This is a genomic window from Elstera cyanobacteriorum (assembly GCF_002251735.1).
GTDB classification, from domain to species: Bacteria; Pseudomonadota; Alphaproteobacteria; order Elsterales; family Elsteraceae; genus Elstera; species Elstera cyanobacteriorum.
Genome location: NZ_NOXS01000028.1, coordinates 25,193 through 50,887 on the forward strand (window position 1 = coordinate 25,193; position 25,695 = coordinate 50,887).

Sequence of the window (25,695 nt, forward strand, 5' to 3'; positions counted from 1 at the left end):
ACGGCATGAAGCGGTTCTATAAGGAAGCAACGGTATCAGCCCACGACAGCGGGTTTGGCGTCGCCCTCGACGGTAAGCCGGTCCGCACCCCCGGCGGTGCCGTTTTAAGCGTGCCGACCGAAAGCTTGGCGGCGGCGGTCGCGGCGGAATGGGCGGAGCAAACGGGGGAGGTGCGCCCACTGGGCATGCCGATGACCCGTTTGGTCCTCACCCAAATCGACCGGGTGGCGCCGCGCCGGGCAGAGGTGGCGGCGGAGCTGCTGGGCTATGCGGGCAGCGATCTTCTCTGCTACCGGGCCGAAGAAACCGCCTTGGCCGACCGGCAGAACACCCTCTGGAACCCGCTGCTCGATTGGCTCACCGCGCGCTACGGCGTTACCCTGGCGGTAACGGCGGGCTTGATGCCGGTGGCACAAGCGCCGGAGGCGCTGGCGCCGCTGGCCGAAAAACTCGCAACCCTCTCCGATGCCGACCTGACAGCGCTCGCCCTGGCCGCCCCGGCGGCGGGGTCTTTGGTGATCGGCCTCGCGTTTCTGGAGGGCCGCTTGAGCGCGGAGGAGGCTTTTGCCGTCAGCCAGCTCGACGAAACCTATCAGATCGAACAGTGGGGCGAAGATTACGAGGCCGCCGATCGTCGGGCCGACCTACTGCGCGAGTTTCAGGATATCGCCCGCTTCTTGGTCCTTACGCGGGGGTGAGGGGCAGTTCCATCACCCATTGCGGGCCAACCGGCCCCTCGCGGGTATGGCTGATGACGAACCCGGCGCGGGCATAGAGCCGCAGGGCGGTGTGATTGCGCTGGTTCACTGCCAGCACGATGCGCCGGGTATCGGGGAAGTGCCGTTGTACGAACCCTGGTACTCCCTGCATGGCCGCAAGCCCAATGCCGCGCCCTTGGCAGGCGGGATCGATGCTGAGCGAGGTGAGCGCCAGCGCCGCCGGGTCCGGCTCCGGTAGATATTTATCCCGATGCTCCCCCGCCGCCAGAAGGAAGAAGCCGATGGGGCGCCCCTCGTCCAGAACCGTCACGGGGAAGCGCTCGGTCTGCCGCGCCAGTTTTGGCAAAAGCTGGCTGGGCAGGCTGGTAAACTCCAACTGCTCCGGCGGCAGCGTCCAGGCCGTAAGGGCGGGGTGATGGTCAGGGATGGTGACCGTTAGCTCAATCACTCAGCAGATATCCTTGCCGATGGGCGAGCGGTTCGGTCCCGACGACTTTCGCCACCTGGAAACCGGGGCGGACATTGTGAGTATGGCGCATCACCAGAATGAACCCATCGGTGGTCGCGGTGATGGGCGTGCGCCCATGGGTCAGCGGGTTGACGATTTCGGCGACGAGATCGCCTTTCTTCACCCGATCCCCCAGGCCGACCTTATAGACCAGCACCCCCGGCACCGGCGCCACCAGCAGGTCGGACGCGGTCAGGTCGCTGGCGTCATTGATCAGTGCGGGCAATGGGCCAGGATCACCCGCCAGCACGCCGCGCCGTTGCAGGAAGCGGAACAGCGCCGCTGCATCCTGGGCCGCAAGCGCGTCGGTCACATCGCTTTCGCCGCGCAATTCGACCGTGGTGGCCAGGCAGGCGGGCGGAATCGGCTTATCGGGGAAGGCTTTCGCCAGATGCCACCAGGGGCCACCCAAAGCTTCATCCAGCGACGAACCGCCCGAGTCTTCGGCCAGCAGCGTGGCGTGCGATCCAAGGTCGGCTGCGAGGTCTTTGGCGTCCGGCCAAAGCGGTGTGCCGAGATAGAGGTGCATCAGCGCCCGCGTGTCGCAATGCAGATCAAGCGCGATATCGGCGTCGATGGCGTGCTTCATGATCGTCAGGCGCAAGTGGTCCATTTCCTTGACCGGCTGAAGGTCGGCCAGAATGGTCTTCATCGTCGCGCGGATCAGCGTCACATTGGCGGCGGCATTGTCGGTTAGCTGATGGCCGATGCGCTGTGCCACCTCCGGCCCCAGCACCGGATAGCCGCGATTGAAATTGCCGGCGCCGCCCATTTCGAAGCGCCCGAGGTGCGTGCCATTGACCCATTGCCCGAGGCCGATGGGATTGGTGAAGGGCACCAGAATAATCTCGCCCAGAATCTCGCCGCGCGCCGCCGCCGCATCCAGCAGCCGCCCGAGATGATCGCAGAGCAGCAGGCCCGGCAGTTCATCGGCGTGCAAGCCGGTATGAATATAGGCTTTTGGTCCCTGGCCCGGCGTACCGTAGTGCAGGGCGGTCCAGGTCCGCTGGGTGCCTAGCGAGGCTTCGGGGAGGGCGATTGTTTCCCGGCGGATCGGGGAGGGGGTCGGCATTTGGTCAAGCATCCCTTGGTTAGCCCGGGGGCGAAACCCAGGCGGGGGGAGCATAGCAACGGTAAAAGGGCGCTCCAAGCCTTGGCCCGAAGCGCCCCTGAAACAAAAGTTTCTGCTGAATTAAGGGCTTATTCCCTTAGTTCATGCGGATACCCGTGCCGTCGATCAGCAGAATCTTCGTCGTCGCGCCGTCGATGCCGAAATCATCGTCGTTGATCAGCATCAGGCGCCCGTCGCCCGCCAACGCCATGCCTTCGAGCTTCACCGGCGCTTCCGGGTAGGCTGCGGTATCGAAGCGGATGGTCTTCTTCAGCGCCTTCACGGCGGGAGCGTCGGAGGGCGTTGCTTCCAGCGACGGGGTAGTGGCGACATCATCCCAGGCCGACCCCAGAATATTACCGTCCGCCGTTAGCGCCACTTCGTAAAGCCGGGTGGTCTTTTCGGTGCGTTCCAGCACGACCAGCCGGTCGCCCGAGAGGGCCATGATTTCGGAAATGCGCACCGTGCTATTATTCGGGCTTTTTTCGCCCGGATAGGTCGCCACCGGGTCCATCGGATAGACCCATTCACCAACGATCTTGCCGCTCACCCGTTCCATCTTATACAGGCGCGCATTGGTAGCGGCCTGATAGGTCTTGGCGTCCGGGTTCGCCAGCGGGTTTTGCAGCAGGAAATAGAGGTGGGTTTCGTCCGGCGAGATGCTGAGCGACTCAATCCCCCGGTTTAGGCTGCGCTTGGTCAAGATCGCGGGCAGCGCGCCGATGGTTTCGTAATCGGCGGCGGCATAATCTTTCTCGGTTCCGGTCGGCACCAGGCGGCGTTGCAGGCGGCCTTCGGCATCGAACTGCATCAGGCTGGGGCCGTTTTCATCGCCGACCCACATCGTGCCATCCTTCAGCACGGCGAGGCCTTCCATATCGACGCCGTTCGGGTCTTGCTCCAGCTTCTTGCCGGTGCCGTCGAGCGGAATTTCGGTGGAGGCGACGGTCAGCGGGTTGAGCAGGCCAGAGGTTGGCTTGCCGCTTTTGGTTTTGGCGGGGGTGACGCCGACCAGCTTGAAGGTCTTGGTCGCCGGGTCGAGTTCGACCTGATAGAAGGACGGGCTATAGCCGGGGCGCGGATAAACGCGGCCATTCTTCGGTGCTTCCTTGCACAGCTCGTCCTTATTGGCGCCATAGCCGTCGAGATCGCCGCAGGCGATGTTCGGGCCGCGATCCGACAGGGTGAAGAAGCGGAACGGTGCGTCACCCTGGCGGCGGAACGCACCAGAGCCAATACCGATGGTCAGCGACATTTCCTTGGTCGACGTGCGCAGGGTATAGGGCGCGTCCTTCAGGGCCGGATCGGTCGAGGTGAAGACGGTGATGTCCACCTTCGGGGCAGTCTGCGGGGCCTGGGCTTGGGCGAGCGCGGCGAGCGAGAGACCACCGAGCAGCGCGGCGAGCGACAGAAGACGCATGATATTCCTCCTGCGGGAAACGGTTTTAGCCAAAAAGCGTCTTGTTCTAGCTGGGGAATATGACAGTCTGACGGGCATACCCCCCTTGCCGTGCGGCCTTGGACGCACCACGATAGGGGCATGCTGTTTCCGACGCCGCCCGCTCCCAAGCCGCAGCCGACCGTCGCCCGCCTGAAGCTGGTGGAGGCGATTGCCGATATTCCCGCTTTGGCTTGGGATGCCTGCGCGGGTGCCGCCAATCCTTTCGTCAGCCATGCCTTTTTGCACGCGATGGAAGCCAGCGGGTCGGTCTCCTCCCGCACCGGCTGGGTGCCCCGGCATCTCGTTGCGGAAGATACGGCGGGCCGCATCGTCGGCTGTGTGCCGCTATATTTGAAAGGCCATTCCTGGGGCGAATATGTCTTCGATCACGCCTGGGCCGATGCGTTCCAGCGGGCGGGCGGCAGCTATTATCCCAAACTTCAGGCGGCGGTGCCCTTTACCCCCGTACCAGGGCCGCGCCTGCTTGTGGCACCCGACGCGCCAGGGGAGACGCGGCAGCGCTTAGCGGAAGGTTTGGCTGAGGTAGCGGATCGGCTGGGCCTATCGTCAGTCCATGTCACGTTTGCCGAGGATGCGGATATCGATGCTTTGGTAGCTGCGGGGTTTCTGGTGCGTCATGGCTATCAGTTCCACTGGCATAATCGCGGCTATGGGCATTTCGACGATTTCCTGAACGATCTCGCCAGCCGCAAACGCAAGGCCCTGCGCAAAGAGCGGGAGGCGGTGGCAGCCAGCGGCCTGACCCTGCGCACGTTGGTTGGCGGGCAGATCGAACCGCGCCATTGGGATGCCTTCTACGATTTCTACCTCGCTACGGTCGATAAGCGCTGGGGGTCGGCCTATCTCACCCGGCCGTTTTTCGACCAGATCGCCGAGACGTTGGCGGAGAAGGTGGTTCTGATGGTGGCGGAGGAGGCGGGCGGTACGCCGGTGGCAGGGGCGCTGAACCTGCGTGGCGCCGATACGCTCTATGGCCGCAACTGGGGCGCCGTGGTCGATGTGCCCTTTCTGCACTTCGAACTTTGCTACTACCGCGCCCTTGATTACGCGATTGCCGAAGGGCTGCCGAAGGTCGAAGCCGGGGCGCAGGGGGAGCATAAATTGCAGCGCGGCTATGTGCCGGTGCGCACGCGGTCGGCCCATTGGATCGGGAATCCCAGCTTTCGCCGCGCCGTCGCTGGGTTTTTGGATAAGGAACGTCCGGCGGTGGCCGAGCAGATGGCGGAACTCCTGCCCTTATCGCCGTTCAAACGCGGGAACGACGGGCTGGATTCATCCGGCGGCTAGTGCCATAGTCGCCCCCTGATTTGGATTGTGCATTGCGTAAGGGATCAGCATGTCGTTCGGCACTTGGCTCTATACCCGGCGTCACGGCGAATTGGTCGGCGAAGACGAATTCGGCAACCGCTATTACCGCGAAAAAGGCGCCCCGCATGGGCGGGACGGCGGCAAGCGCTGGGTGATGTATAAGGGCGAGCCGGAAGCCTCCAAGGTTCCGCCGCATTGGCACCGTTGGCTGCATAAGACCACTGACGAGGTTCCGTCGAAGGATCTGAACCTGCGCCCGTGGCAAAAGCCGCATCTGCCGAACCTGACCGGCACCGATCTTGCCTATCGTCCGCCGGGCCATGTTCTGGCGGGCAACAAGCGCGAGAAGGCGACGGGCGATTACGAAGCCTGGACGCCGGACGCCTAAGGGGCGCAGGGATGCAACGGAATCTCGTGGAAACGCTGGTCGGGGCGGCGGTTTTGGCCGTGGCCCTCGGCTTCGGCTGGTACGCCTATTCCACGACCTCCATTCGGGGAACGCGCGGCGCCTATGAGCTGACCGCGCGGTTTGACCGGGCGGATGGGCTGGCCATCGGGACCGATGTGCGCGTCAGCGGCATCAAGGTCGGCTCGGTGACGGCGATCACCCTCGATCCGGCGACCTTCTTCGCCAATATCCGCTTCGCTCTGCGCTCGGACGTGAAACTGCCGGACGATACGGTGGCCGAAATCGCCGCCGAAGGGCTGCTGGGCGGGCGCTATTTGAACCTGAACCCTGGCAATGCCGATACGATTTTGGCGGCGGGGCAGGCCGTGAAGTACACGAAATCGTCAGCGGATTTCATGCAGATGATCGGCAAGTTCCTATTCTCGGCGACCGAGGATAAGGGCAAGACCGGGGCGGCCCCGGCGGCGGGTTCGACGCAGCCGTGAAACCCCTTCTGATGGCCGTGCCGCTCCTGCTACTCGCTGGGGCCGTTGTCGCGCAGCAGCCCTCACCGGCAAAACCCGCGCCGCAAGCCGCTGCCCCTCAACCGCCGCAAGCCCCGGCCGTGCCGGTTGCCGTGCTGCAAGGGCTGGATAAGGTCACGGCCCATGTGTCGAAGCTGACCGTGAAGGTTGGCGCGGCGGCAACCTTCGGCAGCCTAACCATCCATGTCGATGCCTGCGTGAAACGCCCGCCGGAGGAGCCGCCGGAAAGCGCCGCTTTTCTGCGCATCATCGACCGGCCACCGCCGGAGAGTGCGACTCAAAAGGCCGTGCCGACCCCGCAGGCCGATCCATTCGAAGCACTACTCGACCGTACGGTGTTTACGGGCTGGATGTTTGCGTCCTCCCCGGCGCTGCATCCGCTCGAACATCCGATTTTCGACGTCATTTTATTGGATTGCCGCCCGAACTAAGCGCGGCGGTCCGCCCCAAGAAGGGAAGCCCCATGCTGCGCCAAAGCGATTTTCCGGCCCCGCCCCACGCCGCCCCGAAGCCTTTCACCCATCCCGATGGGCGGCCCGATCCCTGGGCGTGGTTGCGCGATCCGGCCTATCCTGAGGTGACGGACCCCGCAATCCTTCAGTATCTGACCGACGAAAACGCCTATGTGGAAACCATACTGGGCGGGCCGGGGGATCGGCGGGCGGATTTGCTGGCCGAGCTTAAAAGCCGGGTGATCGAGGACGAGCGCACGCCCCCAGACTGGGACCACGGCGTCTGGCTGTGGGGCCGTTTCCAGCCCGGTCAACAATATAGCCAGACCTGCCTTGCCGAAACGCTGGACGACGCGAAAGCCAATCGCGGCACGGTGATCTTCGATCAGAACGAACGGGCGGCGGGCCAGCCATATTACGCCCTGCGTGGCCTCGCCCTATCGCCGAACCGGCGCTATCTGGCGGTCTTGGAAGATACCGACGGGTCCGAACGGTTGGTGCTGCGGGTGAAGGATCTATCGACTGGCGCCTTTCTGCCCGTCGAGATCGGCGACTGTACCTATGGCCTGGAATGGTCGAACGACAGCGCCCGGATTTTCTATGTGAAGCAGGACGTACAGCAGCGCCCGCGCTGGGTCTACGCCCATCAGTTGGGAAGCGATCCGGCCACTGATGCGCTGATGTACCACGAGGCCGACCCGACCTTCTATCTGGGGATCGAACGGGCGCCGAGCGGGCGATATCTGTTCATTTCGGTCGCCCAGAAGACGGCCTCGGAACAATGGGCGCTTGATCTGGACGATGCGGCGGCGCAGCCCGTCTGCCTCAATCCGCGCCGGGCAAACCATGAATATGCCGCCTTCGACCGCAATGGCGAATGGCTGATCCTGACCAACGACCGTCACGCCAATTTCCGCGTCGTCCGGGCGCCGCTCGACCAGCCGGGGGAAGCGGCGTGGCAGGAAGTGGTGCCGCCGTCCGATGCTGTTTTCATCGAAAGCATCGGCGGGGCGGCGGGCTTCTGGTATCTTAGCGAACGCACCGACGAAGCCCGCAAGCGGGTTCGCATCGTCTCCGGCGGGCAGGAAAACGCCGACCGGGCGGAGGAAGTGGCCTTCCCCGATGCCGCCTATGCCCTTTGGGTGCTCGACGGTACTGACTGGCAGCGCGGCACCTTGCGCCTGCGCTATGAAACGCTGGCCCGGCCCAAGACCTATTTCGACTATCACATTGCCGAACGGCGGCTGGAGGTAATCCAGCAAACGACCATCCCCGGTGGCCATGATCCCGAGGCCTATATCGTCGAACGCTTATGGGCACCCGCCCCGGATGGGGAGCGGGTACCGCTCTCGGTCGTGCGCCGGAAAGATGTGCCGGTGGATGGTTCGGCACCGCTGCTGCTCTACGGTTATGGCTCCTATGGCGCCAGCATGGACGCCGCCTTCAGCGCTAATCGGCTAAGCCTGCTCAAGCGCGGCTTCGTGTACGCCCTAGCCCATATTCGCGGCGGGGAAGAGCGGGGGCGGCGCTGGTATGAAGACGGTAAGTTCCTGAATAAGAAAAACACCTTCACCGATTTCATTGCGGCAGCGGAGCAACTGATTGCGGCGGGCTATACGGCGAAGGGCCGGATCGCCTGCATGGGCGGCAGTGCTGGGGGCCTCTTGATGGGGGCCGTGCTGAACCTGCGCCCGGACCTTTGGGGCGCGTCAGTCGCCCAGGTGCCCTTCGTCGATGTGCTTTCGACGATGCTCGACGACAGCCTGCCGCTGACGGCCTTCGAGTATGAGGAATGGGGTAATCCCAACGATCCCGTCTATTACGCGTATATGCAGAGCTATAGCCCCTATGATCAGGTTTCGGCCCAGGCCTATCCGCCGATCTTGATCACGGCGGGCCTGTCCGATCCGCGCGTGACCTATTGGGAACCGGCGAAATGGGCCGCGAAACTGCGCGCGACCAAGACGGGGGACGCGGTGCTGCTGCTACGCACGGAAATGAGCGCCGGGCACGGCGGCGCCTCGGGCCGCTATAAGGCCTTGGAAGAAATCGCCGAAACCTATGCGTTCATTTTCCGGGCGCTCGGGATTGCCGTCTAATGCAGGCGGTTCGGGTGCGGATTTTTGGGCAGGTCCAGGGTGTCGGCTATCGCCAGTGGGTGGAGGTGACGGCGCGGGCAAATGGTCTGACAGGTTGGGTGCGCAATCGCGCCGATGGCAGCGTCGAGGCTATTTTTCAGGGAACGGTTGTGCAGGTGCAGCAAATTGTTGCAGACTGTCGGCGCGGGCCGATTTCAGCACGGGTCAGCCATGTCGAAAGCGAAGAGGTTTCTTTTGATCCCGCGCTTGCAGCATCCTTCGTTCGTCTATCAACTGTTTAGTAACTGACTCTGTCGTCATATTGAATTTGGCACCTTGTCGGTCGAGAGTGCCGCACTCTCTCTATCCGGCCACACGGATGCCATCGGGAAGGGATTACGGGAATGTTCCTCTATCAAGCGTATAATGCTCAGCAGGCTGCGATGGAGCCGGTGCGCTGGCTGGCGAACGAGGTGCGGACCTTTGCGGGGCGCGCTGGGATTTCTTCCACTTTCTCTAACCCGCTAATCGATGCGTTCACGGCCGCCTGCGACGTGGTAGCCGACGCCAAACCGGAACACGACCGGCCCGATTACGGCATCCGCACGGTGCCGGTCGATGGTCATCTGGTTGCGGTGGAAGAGGAAGTTGTGCTGCGCAAGCCCTTCTGCGATCTGCTGCACTTCAAAAAGCCGGGCGTGGGCAACCAGCCGCGCGTGCTGATCATCGCGCCGATGTCGGGCCATTTTTCCACGCTGCTGCGCGGCACCATCGAAATGCTGCTGCAACAGCATGATGTTTATGTGACCGACTGGATCAACGCCCGCAATGTCCCGCTGTGGCAGGGGCGCTTCGATCTTGATAATTTCATCGATTATACCATCGAGTTTCTGCGCTTCTTGGGGCCTGATGTGACGGCGGTGGCCGTCTGTCAGCCCGCGGTGCCGCTGCTGGTTGCCGTCTCGGCGATGGCGCAGATGAGCGATCCGCAGCAGCCCAAGGCAATGGTGCTGATGGGCGGGCCGCTCGATACCCGCGTTAGCCCGACTAAAGTGAACGAGTTCGCGCAGTCTGGGTCGATCGATACCATTAAGCAGATGGTCATCACTCACGTGCCGCCGCCCTATGCGGGGATGATGCGCGCCGTCTATCCGGGCTTCTTGCAGCTTTCGGGCTTCATGAGCATGAACATCGGTCGCCACGTGCGCGCCCATCTCGATATGTTCCGCAATCTGGTGAAGGGCGACGGCGAAAGCGTCGCCTCGACCAAGAAATTCTATAAGGAATATCTGACGGTTATGGATATGCCGGCGGATTTCTACCTGCAAACCCTGAAGGCGGTGTTCCAGAACTACGATCTGCCGCTAGGCAAGTTCAAATATCGGGACATGCTGATCACCCCCTCGGCCATCGAAAAGACGGCGTTGATGACGGTGGAAGGCGCCGACGACGATATTTGCGGCCCGGGCCAGACCCAGGCGGCGCATATTCTGTGCTCCGGCATTCCGTCGGATCGGCGGATCGACTATGTGCAACAGGGTGTTGGCCATTACGGCGTATTCAATGGCCGCAAGTTCCGCGAACAGATCGCCCCGCGCATCGCCAGCTTTATCCAGTCTGCCTAAAGCTTGCACGCCTCTCGGCCGGGATCGGAAAAAATTGCCGATCCCTGCGCAGGTTTTGCCGACCACCGCCCGTAAAGAAGGGCAGACGGTCGATGAGAGAGGCTGGTTCTGAATGGTTCTTTCGGCGTTTGGCCGAGCCTGGCCGCGTTTCGGGAAATCCGACGCGCGGCCAGAGCATCCCGCCGGGTCGGCGGCAGCGCAGCGGTTCGCCCGGATTGCCGAGGGGGACGCGCGGGCATTCCGTGAGTTGGTGGCGGAGCAGACGCCCCGGCTGACGCGCCTTGCCACCCGGCTGCTCGGCAATCAAGCCGATGCCGAGGAGGTGGTTCAGGAAGCCCTGCTGAAGGTCTGGACCAAGGCGGCGCTGTGGGATGCCACGCGCGGCCAGCCGGAAACCTGGATCTACACGATCTGCACCAATCTCTGTCTCGACCGGTTGCGGCGCCCGAAACCAACGGTGCCTTGGGCGGAGGATTTCGACCCCCCCGACCCAAGCCCGATGGCGGATGCCGGTCTTGAAACCCAAGCGCGCGACCGGCAGGTCGCCGCTGCCATCGCCGCGCTGCCCGACCGGCAGCGGGCCGCCGTTGTGCTGACCTATCAGGAAGGGTTGAGTAACGCGGTGGTGGCGGAGCATCTCGGCGTTTCGGTCTCGGCGTTAGAAGCGCTGCTGGTCCGGGCGCGCCGCACGCTTCGCACGCATCTTTTATCTTGGCTAGAGGAGGGGGAAGCAGAATGACGGATCCATCCAAAGACACGCTTGGCGCCTTGTTACGGAACGCCGCCCCGCCGACGCCCGATACAAGCGCGCTTGAGGCGCGGATCATCGCCACCGCCGAACGGATCGTGCCGATGCGGGCGCCATTGCCGCGCCGCCCTTGGCTGCTGCCCGCCGCCGCGCTGGCCGCTAGCCTGCTGCTGGGGCTGATGACCGGCTATGCCCTGACCCCTGGAACCGAGGCGCCCGGCAGCCTGCCGCTATTGGCAGCCCTGACCCCCGGCCATGCCGAACTTTTGTCCGGCTGGTTCGGCTACCTCTAAAAAACCGGGCTGAGCGGCCCCGCTGGAGTTTCGCAGAATGCGCCCTTGGCTAAAAATCTCCCTTATTGCCTCGCTGGCCGGGAATCTTTTCCTCGGTGGCGTGCTGGTCGGCGGTGGCTTACGCCCGCCGATGAAGCCGCCCTTTGGGCCCCCGTTTGGGGAGCAGTTCGAAAAGCAGCTTGCCACCCTATCCACACGCGATCAGGCCATCCTGCGCACCGTCTTGGATGGGCCGGACGGCAAGGTGCGGAAAGATTTCGAAGCAATCGACGTTTTGCGTCGGCGCTCGGTCGAGGCTTTGCAGTCCGACCCCTTCGACCCGGCGGCGTTTCGGGCGGTTTTCGAGGCGATGGAACTGCATTTTCAATCGTTGGGGCGGGAGCGCTTGGACAGCGTCGTCGCGGCCGCCGAAAAACTATCGCCGGAAGGCCGCAAGGTTCTGGCCGAATTCGGGCGCGGCCCCATGCCGCCCCCGCCGCCGCATCCGCGCTAAGACCAAGCCTGAGGGTGGTACCGCAGGCTTGGACCGGCGCGACTGCGCCGCGCGCTTTTTAGCGCGGAAGGCAAGGGTTTCAGCGAAACCCGCCCGCCGTTTGAGGGCTGTCTTGATCACTTGAGATCAAGACATTTGAAAATGACGGTATTACGCGACGCAGGGTCTGCCGTGGGGGGCCGTACTAGAAGTACCGACAGAAAGTCGGCCCCATCATCCCATTTTCTGAGGTAGACCCATGGTTTCCAGCATTGGAAGCGGCGGCTATAGCGTATCCGCGTTTCAGCCGCCCAGCCGCAAGGATATTTTCAGCCGGGCCGACGCCAATGGCGACGGTAAGTTGGATACGAGCGAGATCGAAGCCGATCTTGCCGCCAACGCCCCCAAGGACGGGCCGCAGGGCGTTTCCGGTAAGACCCCGCCGAGTGCGGCGGATATTGTTTCGCAGCTCGATACGGATGGCGACGGGTCCGTTAGCCAGGCCGAGTTCGAAGCCGCCCCGCCGCCGCCCAAGGGCGGTAAATTCTCCCCCGATACCGCCTCCACGCTGCTATCGGCCCAGGAAGAAAGCACGCAAGCGCTGCTGAAACTGTTGGAAAAAGCCGACAGCAACGGCGATGGCGATCTGACGGAGCAGGAGTTTACCTCCTTCCTGAAGGACGCGACGTCGACCGAAGCCTCCGAAACTGACGATACGGCGGATGCGTTCACCAAGGCGGTGGCCGATCTGTTCACCAACCTCGATGTTAACGGCGATGGCGTGGTGAATAGCCTCGACTTCCAGTCGAGCAATACGAATACGTCGTCGAAAAACGACAGTACGACCTCCCTGGTCGCCTGACCGTAATTTTTCCGCATTTCGCTTCGATACTGTCTCCCAGGGGCCGATGCCTTTGGGGGAAGACCGCCCCCTTTGCGCCTTGAAAGGGGGCGGTTTTCTTTTCGCCCCTCTCGGTCCGATATGGAAGGAGGGACAGATGGTTCTGCCACTCAACCCACTGGGGGCTTTCTCCCCCGTTCAATCCATCCCGGCCCGCGCCGATCTGGCGCCGACCGCGCCAGTGCCGCCGATTGCAGGACTGCGCCAACCGGGGGCTGATGCCTCCAACGCCGGGGTTTCTCAACCCACCCTAAACCGTTCGGCGGGTGCCCCGCTGAGCTGGGGCGGGTTTCAGGCGGTGCTGGCGGCGGCGACGGAAAGCCCCTCGACGCCCCCCGTGCAGTCTGAAGCGCCGGTTCGTGGATGGGTTTCGCCAGCGCAGGCGGAGCAAGCGCCCGCCAATCGCATTATCGGCTATTCCGCTCTGTCGCGCGCCGCGCCGGAAGCAACCCCGGCGGGGCAGATGATTTCGACCCTCGCCTAAAAATTAGAATCTGCCGCGCAGGGACCGATCACGCCGCCCGTATCACGGAAGAGGTAATGCGTTTACCGTGACGGGGGGGACGAATGGTTTCTGCACTCGGTAGCCTGTCGGGCGTATCTGCGGTTCGGCCGGTCACCCCGGTAGCCGGGGCAGCGGCGTCGGCAGACGAGGCGTCGGCCCCCGTCACCGCAGGCGCAGCCCAAACTGGGGCGAGCGGTGGCCGGGCGGGACAGGCCTTAGACGCTGGGTCCGCCCGCACCGTTCTGGCGGCGCAAGAACAGAGCGGCGGCGCGCGCCCTGCCGGGGGGGGCGGACCAACCGGACCTTCCGCTTCCAGCAGTTCATCTTCTGACACGCTGACCCCGCTGGAAGAACTCTTAGATACCAATGGCGACGGGGTGATCGATTGGCGCGACTATGTGTCGAGCGAGGATGCCGGCGCGATCGAGACCCCCAGCGTGACCGGTTATACTTCCACCGGCGGCGCGGTTACGGCGTCCTTCAGCTCTGGGAAAGCTGTTTCCCTGACCGTTTAGCGCGGTGGCCCGTAGAGCGTGAGGTCGAAGGGCACGGCCTTGGCTAACGGCAGTGGGCGCACCGGCAGCACCAGCCGGGCGAGAGGGACCAAGCGGCCGTCGGCGCGGGCATGGGCCAGCGCAGGGGCGCGGGCGAGCGTGGCCTCGGCGATCTCCGTCTGCACTAAGGCATAGGTCACGCGGAAATTGGGATCGCGCAGGGCGGCGGGTTCGAACACGCTGACCTGTGGCGGCGCCCAGGAGGGGAGCGCGTGCAAGAATTCCCGCTCCGGGAAATCCCGCCGCAGGGCCAGCCAGGCGCGTTGATCGGCGGCAATCGGCCCCGGCGCGGTTAGATAGGGTTTCAACAGCGGGCCGAGGGCGGCGCCATCGCGCCCATCGGCTTGCAGCAGACCGACCGTGCCCATCAGCGCCAGCATGGCGACCCCGCCCAGGGTTCCCGCTGCGAGGCCGAGGTGGGCGAGCCGTTTCAACGGGCCGGGCTGACTGGCCCAGACAGCGATAAGGCATAGCAGCAGCGCGACCGCCACGCCGAGTAACCTTGGATTGAACGGGAAGATCAGCGCGGGCAGGGCGACCAGAGCAATGGCCCCGGCCCAAGCGCGTTTCCCCGGCAGCAGCAGCGTTCCGACGAGGCCCAGGATCAACGCCAGAGTTTCCGGCAGGGTTTCGCGCTGGCCCTGCCAGAAGGCGGCATCGGCGAAGCGGTGCAGCAGTTCGGCGGTCCCATAGTTCTGCGCACCGTTCGACAGAATTTGCGCGGCGAATTCCTGCGGATAGCGTCCGACATAGAGGAGGAAGGGCGCGGCGGCGATTAGAAAGCCCAGCGCAGTTCCCGGCAGGGTCCGCAGGCTGGGGCGGGTGGGAAACACCCGCAGCGCGCCGGTTTCGATCAAGAGGGCGGCAAGCCCCACGAAGGGCGCCGTCGGGTAATAGGCCAGCCCAGCGATGCCGACCAGGGCGCCGCGTCCCACGGCGGCTAAAGTCCCCGGCACCGGCACCAGGGCGAGAAAGCCGAAAAAGGCCGCCAGCACGGCACCTTCGTAACGGACATAGAGGGCGCCGCGTAAAATCGTCTGCGCGGCGAAGACGCTGAGCGCCGCCAAGCCTGCCGCCGTTGGCCCAGCCCCCGCGCGGCGGGCGACGGTATAAACCAGGGTGGAGGCGAGCAGCATCAGCACCACGCTCGGCAGGCCCACGGCTTGCGCCGAAACCCCAAAAACGGCCAGGGACGCCGCTTGCAGCAGCATGATTACCGGCGGCAGAAAATCGGCGGTGGCGCTGCCGACGAGATCGGGGTGGATCAGCCGCTTCGGCGTGCCGGTGGCGATAAACTGATAGGCGCTTTCGGTAAACCAAATCTCGTCGCCCGTCATGGCGGCCGGATAGAGACCGGCGCGCAGAACCAGGACGAGCGCGGCGATCCCCCAGGCGATCAAGAGCCACAGCGGCGGGCGGGTGGGCGATAGGTTCATCGGAAGGGCCTCTACTGCGACGCAGGCCGCTCCAACCACCGTGGGAACAGCCGTTTCAGCAGCTTATAGGATGGCGGCACCAGCATGACCACCATCGTGATGCGCACGATGTGATGGGCTGCGACATAGGCGGTATCGCCGCCGAGGTACAGGGCGATCAGGCTCATTTCCGCAAGGCCACCGGGGGCGAAGGCCAGTAAGGCGGAATTGAACGGCAGCCCGGTCATCCAATGAACGATCCCGGCGACGGCAACGCAGATCGCTACCATTACCAGGGTCAACACAAAAGCAATGCCGAAGGTCCGGGCGAAGAAGCGCACGGGGGTATTGCGAAAGCGCGCCCCCAGGCTGGCGCCGATGATCGTTTGCGCCGTCGCCACCAACAGCGCGGGCGGGCTGGATTGGGTCAGACCGCTGAGGTGCGCCGCAGCCGACAGCAGCATCGCCCCGGTCAACTGCGGCGCGGGCAGGCGGCAGAGGCGGGCGAACGGATAGCCGCACAGCGCGCAAACGCCGAGGATCACAAGATCGACCATCGGCGGCCAACTGCTGAACGAAAGGCTGATGCTCGGGCTGATATAGCCGGTAGTGAAGCGGAACCAGAAAGGCAGGATCAGCACGACGATGACGATGCGCAAGGCGTGCAGCATCGACAGGCGCTTTTCATCGCCGCCCTCCGCGCCACCGATCATCGTCATTTCCATCAGCCCGCCGGGGACCGAGGCGAAATACGAGGTAACGGCATCGAGCTTGGCCCAGCGCTGCATCACCAGCTTGCCCAGCCAGACGGTGACGGCAATCAACGGGACCAGCCAGATCAGCGAAACCGTCCAAGCGCCGAGATGCTGGATAATATCGGGGCGGAAAGCGCTGCCCAGCATCACCCCAAGGATAGAGACCATCGCCACCCGCAGCTTCGGCATCGCCCGCACATTTGCCCCGGCGACGGCGGCAATCGTCACCGCGACCAGCGCGCCGATCATGAAAGCCAGCGGAAAGTGCAATTGATAAAAGAGAATGCCGCCCATCGTGCCCAAGGCGAGGGTCAGGCTGCTGCGCTTGATAATCTCGGACCGGCTTGGCGCGGGGCGGGGCGCGGTCATTGGGCGCGGATGGGATGTCCGGGTTGGGCCGGATCGGTCAATTTGTCACACATGCGCCTATCCTGGCATGGCACTGCGACTGCGACCAATTCCAAAGCTGCACGGCGGCTATGGCAGAAACTGTTCCTTCAGGATGCGCTCTTCCAGCGTGTGATCCGGGTCGAACAGCAGGGTCAGGCCGAGGCTGCGGTCTTCCCGCACCTCCACCTTCACCACGTCGCGCACTTCGGTGTAATCGGCAACCGCGCTGACGGGCCGCTTATCGGCTTCTAGAATCTCGAAGGTAACGGCGGCGGTATGGGGCAGCAGCGCGCCGCGCCAGCGCCGGGGCCGGAAGGGGCTGATCGGGGTCAAGGCCAGCACGCCCGCACCCAGCGGCACGATCGGGCCATGCGCCGAGAGATTATAGGCGGTGCTTCCGGCCGGGGTGGCGATCAGCAGCCCGTCGCAAATCAACTCCGGCAGCCGTTCGACCCCATCGATGGAAACGCGGAGCTTGGCTGCTTGGCGCGTTTGCCGCAGCAGGGAGACTTCGTTAATTGCCAGCGCGTCGCGCGTGCTGCCGTCGCGCCGGATCGTCCGCATGCGCAACGGGTGCAGGGTCACCTGCTGGGCGCTGGCAATCCGCTGGCGCAGTTTGCTGTCGTGATACTCGTTCAGCAGAAAGCCGATGGAGCCGCGGTTCATCCCATAGATCGGGATATTGCGGTCAAGGTTACTGTGCAGGGTTTCCAGCATCAGCCCATCGCCGCCGAGGGCGACGACGACATCGGCGTCCCACGGGTCGGCCTGACCGTATTTTTCGGTCAGGCGGGCGAGCGCGTCCTGCGCCGGGTCGGCATCAGAAGCGACGAAGGCAAGCCGGAGCTGGCTTGGGTCGGACGGAGGAAAGGTCATGAAAACTCTCAGCCGCCCGTCACGCTCATATGCCGGGGCACGGCGGGGGCAGTATGATCGCGGTCGATGATGAAATCATGACCCTTGGGCTTGCGGGCGATGGCCGCGCGCACGGCCTGTTGTACCCCGGCGTCGTCGCGCCCATCGCGCAAGGGGGCGCGCAGGTCGGCGGCATCCTCCTGCCCCAGGCACATGTAGAGCGTGCCGGTGCAGGTCAGGCGCACGCGGTTGCAGCTTTCGCAAAAATTATGCGTCAGCGGGGTGATGAACCCCAAGCGCTGCCCGGTTTCGCCTACGCGCCAATAGCGCGCCGGGCCGCCGGTGCGATAATCGGTCTCGGTCAGCGTCCAGCGGTCCATCAGATCGGCGCGGACACGGCTGAGCGGTAAATATTGATCCAGGCGCATCTCGCCGCCGATCTCGCCCATCGGCATAACTTCGATGAAGACCAGATCGAAGCCTTCGGCGCCGCACCAGGCGATCATCCGGTCGAATTCATCCTCGTTCACGCCTTTGAGGGCGACGGCATTGATCTTAACCGCGATGCCCGCCGCCTTTGCCGCCGCGATCCCTTCAAGCACCGGGCCGAGCTTGCCCCAGCGCGTGAGGGCGGTGAATTTATCCGCGTCGAGCGTATCGAGCGAGACATTGATGCGCTTCACCCCGGCCTTGGCCAGACCTTCGGCATATTTCACCAACTGCGAGCCGTTGGTGGTCAGGGTCAATTCGTCCAGCCCTTGGCCGATCTGCGCGCCCAAGCGGTCGATCAACTGCATCACATTCCGCCGCACCAGCGGCTCGCCGCCCGTCAGGCGAATCTTGCGGGTGCCGAGGGCGATGAAGCTGCCCGCCAGCCGCTCCAATTCCTCCAGGGTCAGCAGATCGGCTTTCGGCAGAAAGCTCATATCTTCCGCCATGCAATAGACGCAGCGGAAGTCGCAGCGATCTGTTACGGAAATGCGCAAGTAGGTGATCGCGCGCCCGAACGGGTCGATCAAAGGGGCGGGGGCTTGGTGAACGGCGTCAAGCATGCGTCTAATATAGGCACGCTTGAGCGCAGGAACAGAGGGAATCGTCAGACGGATGCGGATCGCCACGGTCATTCTGGCAGGCGGGGCAGGGGTGCGGATCGGTGGGGATAAACCCTTGCGCCTGCTGGGCGGGCGGCCGCTGATTGCGCATGTAACAGATCGTTGTGCCGCGCCGATCTGGATCAATGCCGCCGATCCCCGTCTTGCCGACTATGGACCGCTGGTCCCCGATCTGGCCGCGCCGGGGGAAGGGCCGCTGGTGGGGGTATGGTCGGTGTTGCGCCGGGCCGAGGCTGAGGGGGTCGACGCTGTGCTGACGGTACCCGCCGATACACCGTTTCTGCCCCGCGATCTTGGCGAACGGCTGCTGGCCGCGCTGGGGGATCGGGCGGCGGCGGTGGCGGTCACACCGGACGGCTGGCAACCTGCCTGTGCGGTCTGGCGGCGCGGTCTGGCGCCTGTGATCGCCGATTTTTTGGCAGCGGGGCGCTGGTCGCTCGCTGGGGCTTTGCGCGCGGTGGGGGCTGTGCCCCTTGCTTTTTCGGCCGACGAAGCGCCGCTGTTTTTCAACATCAACACCCCCGCCGATTTGGCGGAAGCAGAGGAGAGGCTGGATCATGGGCAAGACTGAGGGGACACCGCTGCGGGTGATCGTGGCCGGGGCGAGCGGTTGGGTCGGCCGGGAGCTTATCCAGGCGATCCATGCCGCCCCCGATCTGGTGCTGACGGGCGCGGTGGCGCGCGGCATCTGCGGGCAGGACGCGGGAACGGTAGCCGGTTTGCCCGATCCTCTCGGCGTCACCATCCGCGCGACGGTGACGGAGGCGTTGGACGCCGGGGCCGATGTGCTGGTCGATTACACCAAGCCGCAAGCCGTGCGCGCCCATGTGTCCGCCGCGCTGAATGCGGGGGTATCGGCGGTGATCGGCACCTCCGGCCTAACGGCGCAAGATTATTTCGAGATCGACGCGATGGCCCGCGCCCGGTCGCTCGGGGTGGCCGCCGCTGGGAATTTCTCCGTCACCGCGATGCTGCTCAAGCGCTTTTCGCTGATGGCGGCGCAATATGTCGGCGATGTCGAGATCATCGATTATGCCGGACCGCAGAAGCCGGATGTGCCGAGCGGCACGGCGCGCGAGCTGGCGGAAGCGCTCGACAATGCCCGGCAACTGCCGCCGACGGCCAAACCCGTCGCCGATATTTTGGGGCCGCAGGAAGCGCGCGGCGCCGTCATCGGATCCGTCCCCGTGCATTCTGTAAGGCTGCCATCCTATGTGCTGTCCTGCGAAACCCATTTCGGTCTGGCAGGCGAACGGCTGACGATCCGGCACGATGCGGGCACCTCCGCCGCGCCCTATGTCGCCGGAACGCTGCTGGCCATTCGCAAGGTCCGGAGCTTCTTCGGGCTGCGCCGGGGGCTTGACGGGATTCTGGACGCCTAGGCCGGGAAGCCCTATACACCGCAGGATCATGCGGATTTTGTTCATCACCGCCACCCGTCTCGGCGATGCGGTTCTGTCCACCGGCGTGCTCGGCGCGCTGCTGGCGGCGCATCCCGGCGCGCGGGTGACGGTGGCGGGCGGACCGGTCGCGGCAAGCCTATTTGCCGATGTTCCGGGGCTGGATGAGTTTATTCCGATGCCCAAGCAGAAGCGTGGCGGCCATTGGTTTTCCCTGTGGAAGCGCGTGGTTGGCCGTCGCTGGGACCGGGTGATCGACCTGCGCGGCTCCCTGATCGGCTATTGCCTGCGCGCGGGCCGGGTGCAGCGCTGGGGAACGCCGGGGACGCACGGTCACCGGGTCGAACAACTTGCCGCATGCTTCGGTTTCGATCCTATTCCCGCCCCGCGCCTGTGGATCGGCGAGGAAAGCCGACAGGCGGTTCAGACGTGGCTGAAGCCCGACCACCGGCCGCTGCTGGTGCTCGGTCCGACCGCCAATTTCATCGGCAAACAATGGCCGCTGGAGCGCTTCGCCGAACTGGCGCGGGCCCTGATCCAGCCGGGCGGGGCCTTGGCGGGGGCGCGGGTGCTATTGGTTGGCGCGCCTGCCGAACGTCCTGCTGCCGATCCGTTGTTCGCGGCCCTGCCGGAAGCGGAAGATGGCTTTGCGCTCGGTGATCTACGCCGGGTTGGCGCCGTGCTGGAAGCGGCCCGGCTGTATATCGGCAATGACAGCGGGTTGATGCACTTGGCCGCTGCCGCTGGGGTGCCGACGCTCGGGCTGTTCGGCCCCAGCCCGCCCGATCTCTACGGCCCCTGGTCCGGCCTCGGGCCGACGGCCTCTGTAGCGACCGACCGGCCCTATCCGGCCCATTGGGAGCGGCTGAAGCAGGACCCCGGTTTCGTCGAACATATGATGGATGATTTGCCCGTGGCGCGCGCCTTGGCCGCTGCCGAAAACCTGCTGGCACGGGGCCGCTGATGGCGCAGATTCTGATCACCGACGATGGCGTGTCTTTCGATGGCACCAGCCCCGATACCGGCCCCCTCGGCGGGGCAGAGGCTGCGGTTGTCGGCTTGGCCGAAGCCTTAGCCGCGCGCGGGCATGTGGTGACGGCGCTGACCCGCTGTTCCGCCCCCGTAACGGTACGCGGCGTTCACTGGCAGCCGATTGCCGGGGGCATCCCGGACGGGGCCGATCTTTACATCGCCAATCGCTCCCATCATCTGATCGCCGCCTGCCCGCAGGCGAAACGCCGGATGTTCTGGATTCACAATCCGGCGGGTTATCTGCTGAAGCCGCGCTACCTGTGGCCCTTGTGGCGGACCAAGCCGGTGATCGTGTTTTCCGGGGTCTATCACGCCAGCACCTATCCGGCGTGGGCGCCGTCAGGCGGGCGGAAGATCGTGCCCTATGGGCTGCCGGAAGTGTTCCGCGCCGATAAAACCGAACGTCCGCCGCCCGCGCCGGTAGCGGTTTTCACCTCCAATCCCTTGCGCGGGCTGGAAGCCCTGCTCGACCTATGGGCGACGCGCATTCACCCCGTCATGCCCGAAGCGCGGTTTCTGATCCACGCCGGACTCGGTACCTATCGCGGCGGTGCTGACCGGCACCGGGTGGCCATCGAAGCGGCTTTGGCGAAGGCCGATAGTCTTGCCGACAAGGGCGTGATCCGCCGCGACCCGCTGCCGCGTGCGGAACTGATCCCGGTGCTGAAAGCCGCCCGGCTGATGTTCTATGCCGGGGATGTGGGCGAAACCTTCTGCCTCGCGGTGGCCGAAGCCCAGGCGCTCGGCCTGCCCGCCGTGGTCCGGCCCATCGGGTCGCTGGCGGAGCGGGTGCGCGACGGGCAGACCGGCTTCGTCGCCCAAGATGATACCGCGATGGCGGCGCGGGCGCTCGATCTGTTGCGGGACGATGCGCTCTGGTCCGCCCAACACCGTGCAGCCTTGGCGGACCAAGGAAATTGGGGCTGGGATCAAGCCGCTGCCGAAATCGAAACCCTATTGGGGCACGGCTAATGCGGTTGCTGCAAGCGATGGCCGGGGCCAAGCACGGCGGGGCGGAGGCGTTTTTCGAGCGGCTCGCGATCGCCTTCACCGAAGCCGGGGTCGATCAACGTCTGGTGATTCGGCCCGACACGGCGCGGGAAGCGCGGTTGCGCCAGGGCGGCGTTACCGTGGAAACCCTGCCGTTCGGCGGTTTCTTCGATCTTTCGACCGGGCGCGGCCTCGCCCGGTTGGCGCGCGAGGCCGATATTCTGCTGACCTGGATGAACCGCGCGACGCGCTTTGCCCGTCCCACGGCGCGCACTCGCTTGGTGGCGCGCCTGGGCGGCTATTACGATCCGAAATACTATCGCCGCTGCGATTATCTGGTCGGTAATACCGAGGATATTTGCCGCTGGCTGCGCGACCAAGGGTTCCCAGCGGATCGCGTAATCTATCTGCCGAATTTCGTCGAACCGCAGAATGCTGCACCGCTGCCGCGCGAAGCGCTGACCGATCGCGCCGGGCCGCTGCTGCTGATGCTGGGGCGGCTGCACACGAATAAAGCCTTCGATGTGGCGCTCGAAGCCCTGCCGTCGATTCCCGATGCGACCCTGTTGATTGCCGGGGAAGGGCCGGAGGACGCGACGCTGAAGGCGCAAGCCGACCGCCTGGGCGTGGCGGACCGCGTGCGGTTTCTCGGCTGGCGGTCGGATGGACCGGCGCTGCTAGCTTCGGTCGATGCGCTGCTGGTCCCCTCCCGTCACGAGCCGCTTGGCAATGTCGTGCTGGAAGGCTGGGCGCAGCGCTGCCCGGTGATCGCGGCGGCGTCGGCAGGTCCGGCGTCATTGATCGTGGACAAGGTTTCTGGCCGTCTCGTGCCGGTCGAGGATGCCGGGGCGCTGGCGGCGGCGGTGCGCGAAACGCTGCACTCCGCCGATGCGGGCCGCGATCTGGCGGCGGCGGGGTTCGAAAGCTTACAGCGGAATTTCTCGAAAGCCGCCGTCGTCGCGCGCTATCGTGATTTTTTCGACCGGATAGCACCGGAGGGTAGAGGCTGATGTGCGGCATTGCGGGGATCATGCGGCGGGGCGGTGCCCCGGCTGACCGGGCCATTGTGCAACGGATGATCGACGCGCTGGCCCATCGCGGCCCTGATGGCGAAGGCATTCACCTGCAAGGGGCGGTCGCCCTGGCGCACCGCCGCCTGTCGATCATCGACCTGCAAACCGGCGATCAGCCGTTTCACGATCCGGCGGGCAACACGCTGATCGGCAATGGCGAGGTTTATAATTATATCGAACTGCGCGCCGATTTGGCCGGGCAGGTCACCTTCACCACGACCAGCGACTGCGAACCGCCGCTGCACCTCTTCCGCCGCCAAGGCCTCGCCTATGCTGATCGGTTGCGCGGCATGTACGCGCTGGCCATCGCCGCCGCCGATGGGCGGCTGGTCCTGACGCGCGACCCGTTCGGCATTAAGCCGCTGTATTATGCCGAAGTGGCGGAGGGGCTGATCTTCGCCTCCGAACCGCAGGCGCTGTTCGCCAGCGGTTGGATCGCCCCGCGCCTCAACCCCCGCGCCCGCGATGAGCTGCTGCAAATGCAGTTCACCACAGGCGCCGAAACGATGTTCGAGGGCGTGTTCCGCCTGCTGCCCGGCGAAACCCTCGTCGCCGTCGATGGCCGCGTTACCGAGCGCAACCGCCGTGCCGCGCTGCCCGACGGCGGGCCGGAGACGATCGACGAGGCAACCGCGCTCGACCGGTTGGATCAGGCCTTGGCCGACAGCGTGCGCGTCCATTGCCGGTCCGACGTGCCCTACGGCCTGTTCCTGTCGGGCGGCATCGATTCGGCGCTGGTGCTGAGCTATATGCGCGACGTGCATCCCGGCCCGGTCCAATGCTTCACCGTGGGATTTGACGGGGCCGCCGCCGACGAACGCGCCGCCGCCCGCGCGGTCGCCGCCGCCTGCGGGGCGGAGTTCAACGAGGTTGGGTTCGGCGCGCGCGAATTTTGGGCGCTGTTGCCGCGCGTGGCGGTGGCGATGGACGATCCCGCCGCCGATTACGCGACGCTGCCGACCTTCCTGCTGGCGCAAACCGCCCGGCAGTCGCTAAAAGTCGTGCTGACCGGCGAGGGTGGGGACGAGATTTTCGGCGGCTACGGGCGCTACCGGTCGGTGATGCGGCCCTGGTGGTTGGGCGGAAAAGTGCTGCGCGGCAAGGGCACCTTCGCCCGGCTGGGGGTGCTGCGCAACGAGGGCGGCGCGTGGCGCGACGGCATCGCCACGGCGGAAATCCACGCGGCAACTCAGGGGCGCACCCGCCTGCAAACCGCCCAGGCGGTCGATTGCACCGATTGGCTGCCCCATGATCTGCTGACCAAGCTCGACCGCTGCCTGATGCGCAACGGGATGGAAGGGCGCACACCCTTCCTTGATCCCGCCGTTGTCGCCGCCGGGTTCCGCCTGCCCGATACGCTGAAAGTCCGCGACGGCAAGGGCAAATGGATCCTGCGCCGCCTGCTGGAAAAGCGCCTACCGCAGGCCGACGCTTTGGGCCGCAAGAAGGGCTTCACCGTTCCCGTTGGGGCTTGGTTGACCGCCGAAGGCGCGCGCCTTGGCCCGCTGCTCGCCCGCCAACCGTGCCTTGCCGAAATCGCCCGACCGGAGCGCGTGGCCGCCCTGGCGCACTCCAAGGAAAAGCACGCCGGTTTCGCCCTCTGGTCGCTGCTGTTCTACGCCCTCTGGCACCGCGCGCAGATTGAGCGCGCGCCGATGGACGGCAGCGTGTGGGAGCTTCTGGCGGGGTGAGGAGGGCAGAGGCGCTGCCTCCGCACTCCGCTTAAGGGGCAACCGCCCCTTAAGAAACCGGGTTTCTGATGAGAAGCCTGAAAGTCTTTCAAGCAGAAACGGGATTGCCAAGGGACGGGGCCCTTGGCTGGGGCTCAGGGGCAAAGCCCCTGATGGTCGCTCTTCACAACTTCGGCCACGCCCGGTCAATATCCGCCTTGCGCAGCGTCGCCCGCAGGCTATCGACGATGTCGCTGCGCGGCGGCAGCGGCGCGAAGCGGGGGGCGAGGTCGGGGGGCAGGGTGAGGTTCGGCAGGATTGGGCGGACGAACCCTTCGGCGAACAGGCGCTGGGCCGTTTCGGTCAGCGCAAAATTCATCCATAGTTTGCCGCCCGGCGCATTGCGGGCGTTTTTGACCAGCGAGAGTGTATAGGCGGCGCTGGCGGTGCCGTCGGCGGGCAGGATGATCTCGGCTTCGTCCATCCCGTCGAGATGTTTCACGCGCAGCCCATCGGCCTCAAAGGTAATCCACACGGGGATTTCACCGCGCAGAAAGCGCGTTTGGGCGGAGCCGGGGTCGATGCGCTGGACGTTGCCGGTCTTATGCAGCGCGGTGAAATACTCGATCCCCGGCCGCACCGAATCGAGACTGCCGCCCGCCGCGATATTAGCGGCAAAGGCCAGGGTCAGGCCCACGGTGGTCGTCTGCGGGTCGGGGTAGGTGATCGCGCCCTTAAACTCCGGCTTGCGCAGATCGGCCCAGGTGCGCGGTAGGGTCTTCACCAGCTTGCGGTTGACGACGAAGGCAATCGGCAAGGTATGCACGCCGACCCACAGGCCTTCGGCATCCTTGGCCGCCCCGGGCAACCGATCGAGGTTGACCGGGCGGTGCGGCGCCAGCAGCCCCCGGCTGGCGGCATCGAGCGCGACCAGGGAGTAGAAATAGGCCGTATCGGCGGGCGGGCGCTCCCGCAGCCGGTCAAGCTGGGTGACGGTCGCAGTCGAGCCAAGGTCGGAATAGACCAGCGGCACATCGGGGTAACGCTGCCCGAACGCGCGCCCCACCGCGCCCCAATTGGCCCAGCCGAGGGCGGTATTGGCGGAGATGACGACGCCTTCCTTAGCGGCGGCCTCCGCCAGCGCCCGTTCGCCCGGGTAGAGTTCCGGCCCGTCGGTCAGCGGCGCAGCGTCGGTTTGGGCTGCGGCCCCGCGCGGTAGAAAAGCCAGTGTCCCGGCGGCAAGACCGGCAGTCAGCAAGGATCGGCGCTTCAAACGGGGCAGCATGGGCAATCCGCGGAAAAAGAAAAACCCTGCCGATCAGTATCGGCAGGGT

Annotated in this window: 28 protein-coding genes; 20 read left to right on the plus strand and 8 right to left on the minus strand. The window is 65.1% G+C overall.

The features are described 5' to 3' along the window. The first annotated feature begins 5 nt into the window (after positions 1-5). A complete protein-coding gene (locus CHR90_RS04760) occupies positions 6-698 on the plus strand; it encodes an ATP12 family chaperone protein (RefSeq protein WP_094407847.1) in 693 nt (230 codons plus the stop codon). On the opposite strand, the gene CHR90_RS04765 is transcribed toward CHR90_RS04760, so the two are convergent. The 3 genes from CHR90_RS04765 to CHR90_RS04775 all read right to left on the minus strand — a co-directional run bounded on the left by CHR90_RS04765 (position 685) and on the right by CHR90_RS04775 (position 3,758). Further along, positions 685-1,167 (minus strand): GNAT family N-acetyltransferase, encoded by a 483-nt coding sequence (locus CHR90_RS04765; protein ID WP_094407848.1) that lies wholly within the window; start codon positions 1,165-1,167, stop codon positions 685-687. The two genes, CHR90_RS04760 and CHR90_RS04765, sit on opposite strands and share 14 nt — an antisense overlap. Beyond that, on the minus strand, positions 1,160-2,299 hold the full coding sequence (locus CHR90_RS04770) for a succinylglutamate desuccinylase/aspartoacylase family protein (RefSeq protein ID WP_170941291.1): 1,140 nt from the start codon (positions 2,297-2,299) through the stop codon (positions 1,160-1,162). The genes CHR90_RS04765 and CHR90_RS04770 overlap by 8 nt, the downstream gene beginning before the upstream one ends. Positions 2,300-2,435: 136 nt before the next feature. Continuing rightward, a complete protein-coding gene (locus CHR90_RS04775; RefSeq protein ID WP_170941292.1) occupies positions 2,436-3,758 on the minus strand; it encodes an esterase-like activity of phytase family protein in 1,323 nt (440 codons plus the stop codon). A 120-nt stretch (positions 3,759-3,878) separates the two neighbouring features. Here CHR90_RS04775 and CHR90_RS04780 point away from each other — a divergent pair, with 120 nt between their 5' ends. The 13 genes from CHR90_RS04780 (at position 3,879) to CHR90_RS04840 (ending at position 13,630) form a co-directional block, all read left to right on the plus strand. Then, on the plus strand, positions 3,879-5,087 hold the full coding sequence (locus CHR90_RS04780) for a GNAT family N-acetyltransferase (protein ID WP_094407907.1): 1,209 nt from the start codon (positions 3,879-3,881) through the stop codon (positions 5,085-5,087). 49 nt (positions 5,088-5,136) lie between these two features. Continuing rightward, positions 5,137-5,496, plus strand: coding sequence for an NADH:ubiquinone oxidoreductase subunit NDUFA12 (locus tag CHR90_RS04785; protein ID WP_094407851.1), 360 nt, complete (start codon positions 5,137-5,139; stop codon positions 5,494-5,496). A gap of 11 nt (positions 5,497-5,507) precedes the next feature. Then, positions 5,508-6,002 carry an outer membrane lipid asymmetry maintenance protein MlaD gene (mlaD, locus tag CHR90_RS04790; RefSeq protein WP_094407852.1) on the plus strand — a complete coding sequence of 165 codons (495 nt, stop codon included), beginning with the start codon at positions 5,508-5,510 and terminating at the stop codon, positions 6,000-6,002. An 11-nt stretch (positions 6,003-6,013) separates the two neighbouring features. Beyond that, complete coding sequence (locus tag CHR90_RS04795; protein WP_094407853.1) at positions 6,014-6,472, plus strand: DUF2155 domain-containing protein; 459 nt, start codon at positions 6,014-6,016, stop codon at positions 6,470-6,472. A 32-nt stretch (positions 6,473-6,504) separates the two neighbouring features. After that, the gene (locus CHR90_RS04800; RefSeq protein WP_141210871.1) at positions 6,505-8,592 is read left to right on the plus strand and encodes a S9 family peptidase; all 2,088 of its coding nucleotides are present in this window, start codon (positions 6,505-6,507) and stop codon (positions 8,590-8,592) included. Further along, on the plus strand, positions 8,592-8,873 hold the full coding sequence (locus CHR90_RS04805) for an acylphosphatase (RefSeq protein ID WP_094407855.1): 282 nt from the start codon (positions 8,592-8,594) through the stop codon (positions 8,871-8,873). The genes CHR90_RS04800 and CHR90_RS04805 overlap by 1 nt, the downstream gene beginning before the upstream one ends. Positions 8,874-8,975: 102 nt before the next feature. Beyond that, entirely contained in the window at positions 8,976-10,196 is a 1,221-nt protein-coding gene (locus CHR90_RS04810) for a polyhydroxyalkanoate depolymerase (protein WP_094407856.1), read from the plus strand. Between the two features lie 112 nt (positions 10,197-10,308). Then, entirely contained in the window at positions 10,309-10,935 is a 627-nt protein-coding gene (locus CHR90_RS04815) for a sigma-70 family RNA polymerase sigma factor (protein WP_094407857.1), read from the plus strand. Beyond that, positions 10,932-11,237, plus strand: coding sequence for a hypothetical protein (locus tag CHR90_RS04820; protein WP_094407858.1), 306 nt, complete (start codon positions 10,932-10,934; stop codon positions 11,235-11,237). Before CHR90_RS04815 ends, CHR90_RS04820 begins: the two co-directional genes overlap by 4 nt. A gap of 37 nt (positions 11,238-11,274) precedes the next feature. Next, positions 11,275-11,730 carry a periplasmic heavy metal sensor gene (locus CHR90_RS04825; RefSeq protein ID WP_094407859.1) on the plus strand — a complete coding sequence of 152 codons (456 nt, stop codon included), beginning with the start codon at positions 11,275-11,277 and terminating at the stop codon, positions 11,728-11,730. A 238-nt stretch (positions 11,731-11,968) separates the two neighbouring features. After that, a complete protein-coding gene (locus CHR90_RS04830; protein ID WP_094407860.1) occupies positions 11,969-12,571 on the plus strand; it encodes an EF-hand domain-containing protein in 603 nt (200 codons plus the stop codon). Positions 12,572-12,707: 136 nt separating this feature from the next. Continuing rightward, positions 12,708-13,094 (plus strand): hypothetical protein, encoded by a 387-nt coding sequence (locus CHR90_RS04835; RefSeq protein ID WP_094407861.1) that lies wholly within the window; start codon positions 12,708-12,710, stop codon positions 13,092-13,094. Positions 13,095-13,177: 83 nt separating this feature from the next. Beyond that, complete coding sequence (locus CHR90_RS04840; RefSeq protein WP_094407862.1) at positions 13,178-13,630, plus strand: hypothetical protein; 453 nt, start codon at positions 13,178-13,180, stop codon at positions 13,628-13,630. Here CHR90_RS04840 and CHR90_RS04845 read toward each other — a convergent pair. From CHR90_RS04845 to moaA, 4 genes are all read right to left on the minus strand, one after another. Then, complete coding sequence (locus tag CHR90_RS04845) at positions 13,627-15,105, minus strand: ArnT family glycosyltransferase (RefSeq protein WP_094407863.1); 1,479 nt, start codon at positions 15,103-15,105, stop codon at positions 13,627-13,629. The two genes, CHR90_RS04840 and CHR90_RS04845, sit on opposite strands and share 4 nt — an antisense overlap. Before the next feature lie 11 nt (positions 15,106-15,116). Then, complete coding sequence (locus CHR90_RS04850) at positions 15,117-16,208, minus strand: AbrB family transcriptional regulator (RefSeq protein WP_094407864.1); 1,092 nt, start codon at positions 16,206-16,208, stop codon at positions 15,117-15,119. 108 nt (positions 16,209-16,316) lie between these two features. Beyond that, on the minus strand, positions 16,317-17,105 hold the full coding sequence (locus tag CHR90_RS04855) for an NAD kinase (RefSeq protein WP_094407865.1): 789 nt from the start codon (positions 17,103-17,105) through the stop codon (positions 16,317-16,319). An 8-nt stretch (positions 17,106-17,113) separates the two neighbouring features. Next, a complete protein-coding gene (gene moaA, locus CHR90_RS04860) occupies positions 17,114-18,136 on the minus strand; it encodes a GTP 3',8-cyclase MoaA (RefSeq protein WP_094407866.1) in 1,023 nt (340 codons plus the stop codon). A 52-nt stretch (positions 18,137-18,188) separates the two neighbouring features. On the opposite strand from moaA, the gene mobA reads away from it, so the two are divergent. Genes mobA through asnB form a run of 6 tightly spaced genes read left to right on the plus strand, consistent with a single transcriptional unit; the run spans position 18,189 to position 24,382 of the window. Further along, positions 18,189-18,767, plus strand: coding sequence for a molybdenum cofactor guanylyltransferase (gene mobA / locus CHR90_RS04865; protein ID WP_094407867.1), 579 nt, complete (start codon positions 18,189-18,191; stop codon positions 18,765-18,767). Then, entirely contained in the window at positions 18,754-19,578 is an 825-nt protein-coding gene (dapB, locus tag CHR90_RS04870) for a 4-hydroxy-tetrahydrodipicolinate reductase (protein ID WP_094407868.1), read from the plus strand. The genes mobA and dapB overlap by 14 nt, the downstream gene beginning before the upstream one ends. Before the next feature lie 28 nt (positions 19,579-19,606). Next, complete coding sequence (locus CHR90_RS04875; RefSeq protein ID WP_094407869.1) at positions 19,607-20,560, plus strand: glycosyltransferase family 9 protein; 954 nt, start codon at positions 19,607-19,609, stop codon at positions 20,558-20,560. Then, positions 20,560-21,600, plus strand: coding sequence for a glycosyltransferase family 4 protein (locus tag CHR90_RS04880; protein WP_094407870.1), 1,041 nt, complete (start codon positions 20,560-20,562; stop codon positions 21,598-21,600). The genes CHR90_RS04875 and CHR90_RS04880 overlap by 1 nt, the downstream gene beginning before the upstream one ends. Further along, a complete protein-coding gene (locus CHR90_RS04885) occupies positions 21,600-22,628 on the plus strand; it encodes a glycosyltransferase (protein WP_094407871.1) in 1,029 nt (342 codons plus the stop codon). The genes CHR90_RS04880 and CHR90_RS04885 overlap by 1 nt, the downstream gene beginning before the upstream one ends. Further along, on the plus strand, positions 22,628-24,382 hold the full coding sequence (asnB, locus tag CHR90_RS04890) for an asparagine synthase (glutamine-hydrolyzing) (RefSeq protein ID WP_094407872.1): 1,755 nt from the start codon (positions 22,628-22,630) through the stop codon (positions 24,380-24,382). Before CHR90_RS04885 ends, asnB begins: the two co-directional genes overlap by 1 nt. A 163-nt stretch (positions 24,383-24,545) precedes the next feature. Here asnB and CHR90_RS04895 read toward each other — a convergent pair whose 3' ends face one another. Continuing rightward, positions 24,546-25,646 carry an extracellular solute-binding protein gene (locus CHR90_RS04895; protein ID WP_094407873.1) on the minus strand — a complete coding sequence of 367 codons (1,101 nt, stop codon included), beginning with the start codon at positions 25,644-25,646 and terminating at the stop codon, positions 24,546-24,548. Positions 25,647-25,695: the final 49 nt, after the last annotated feature.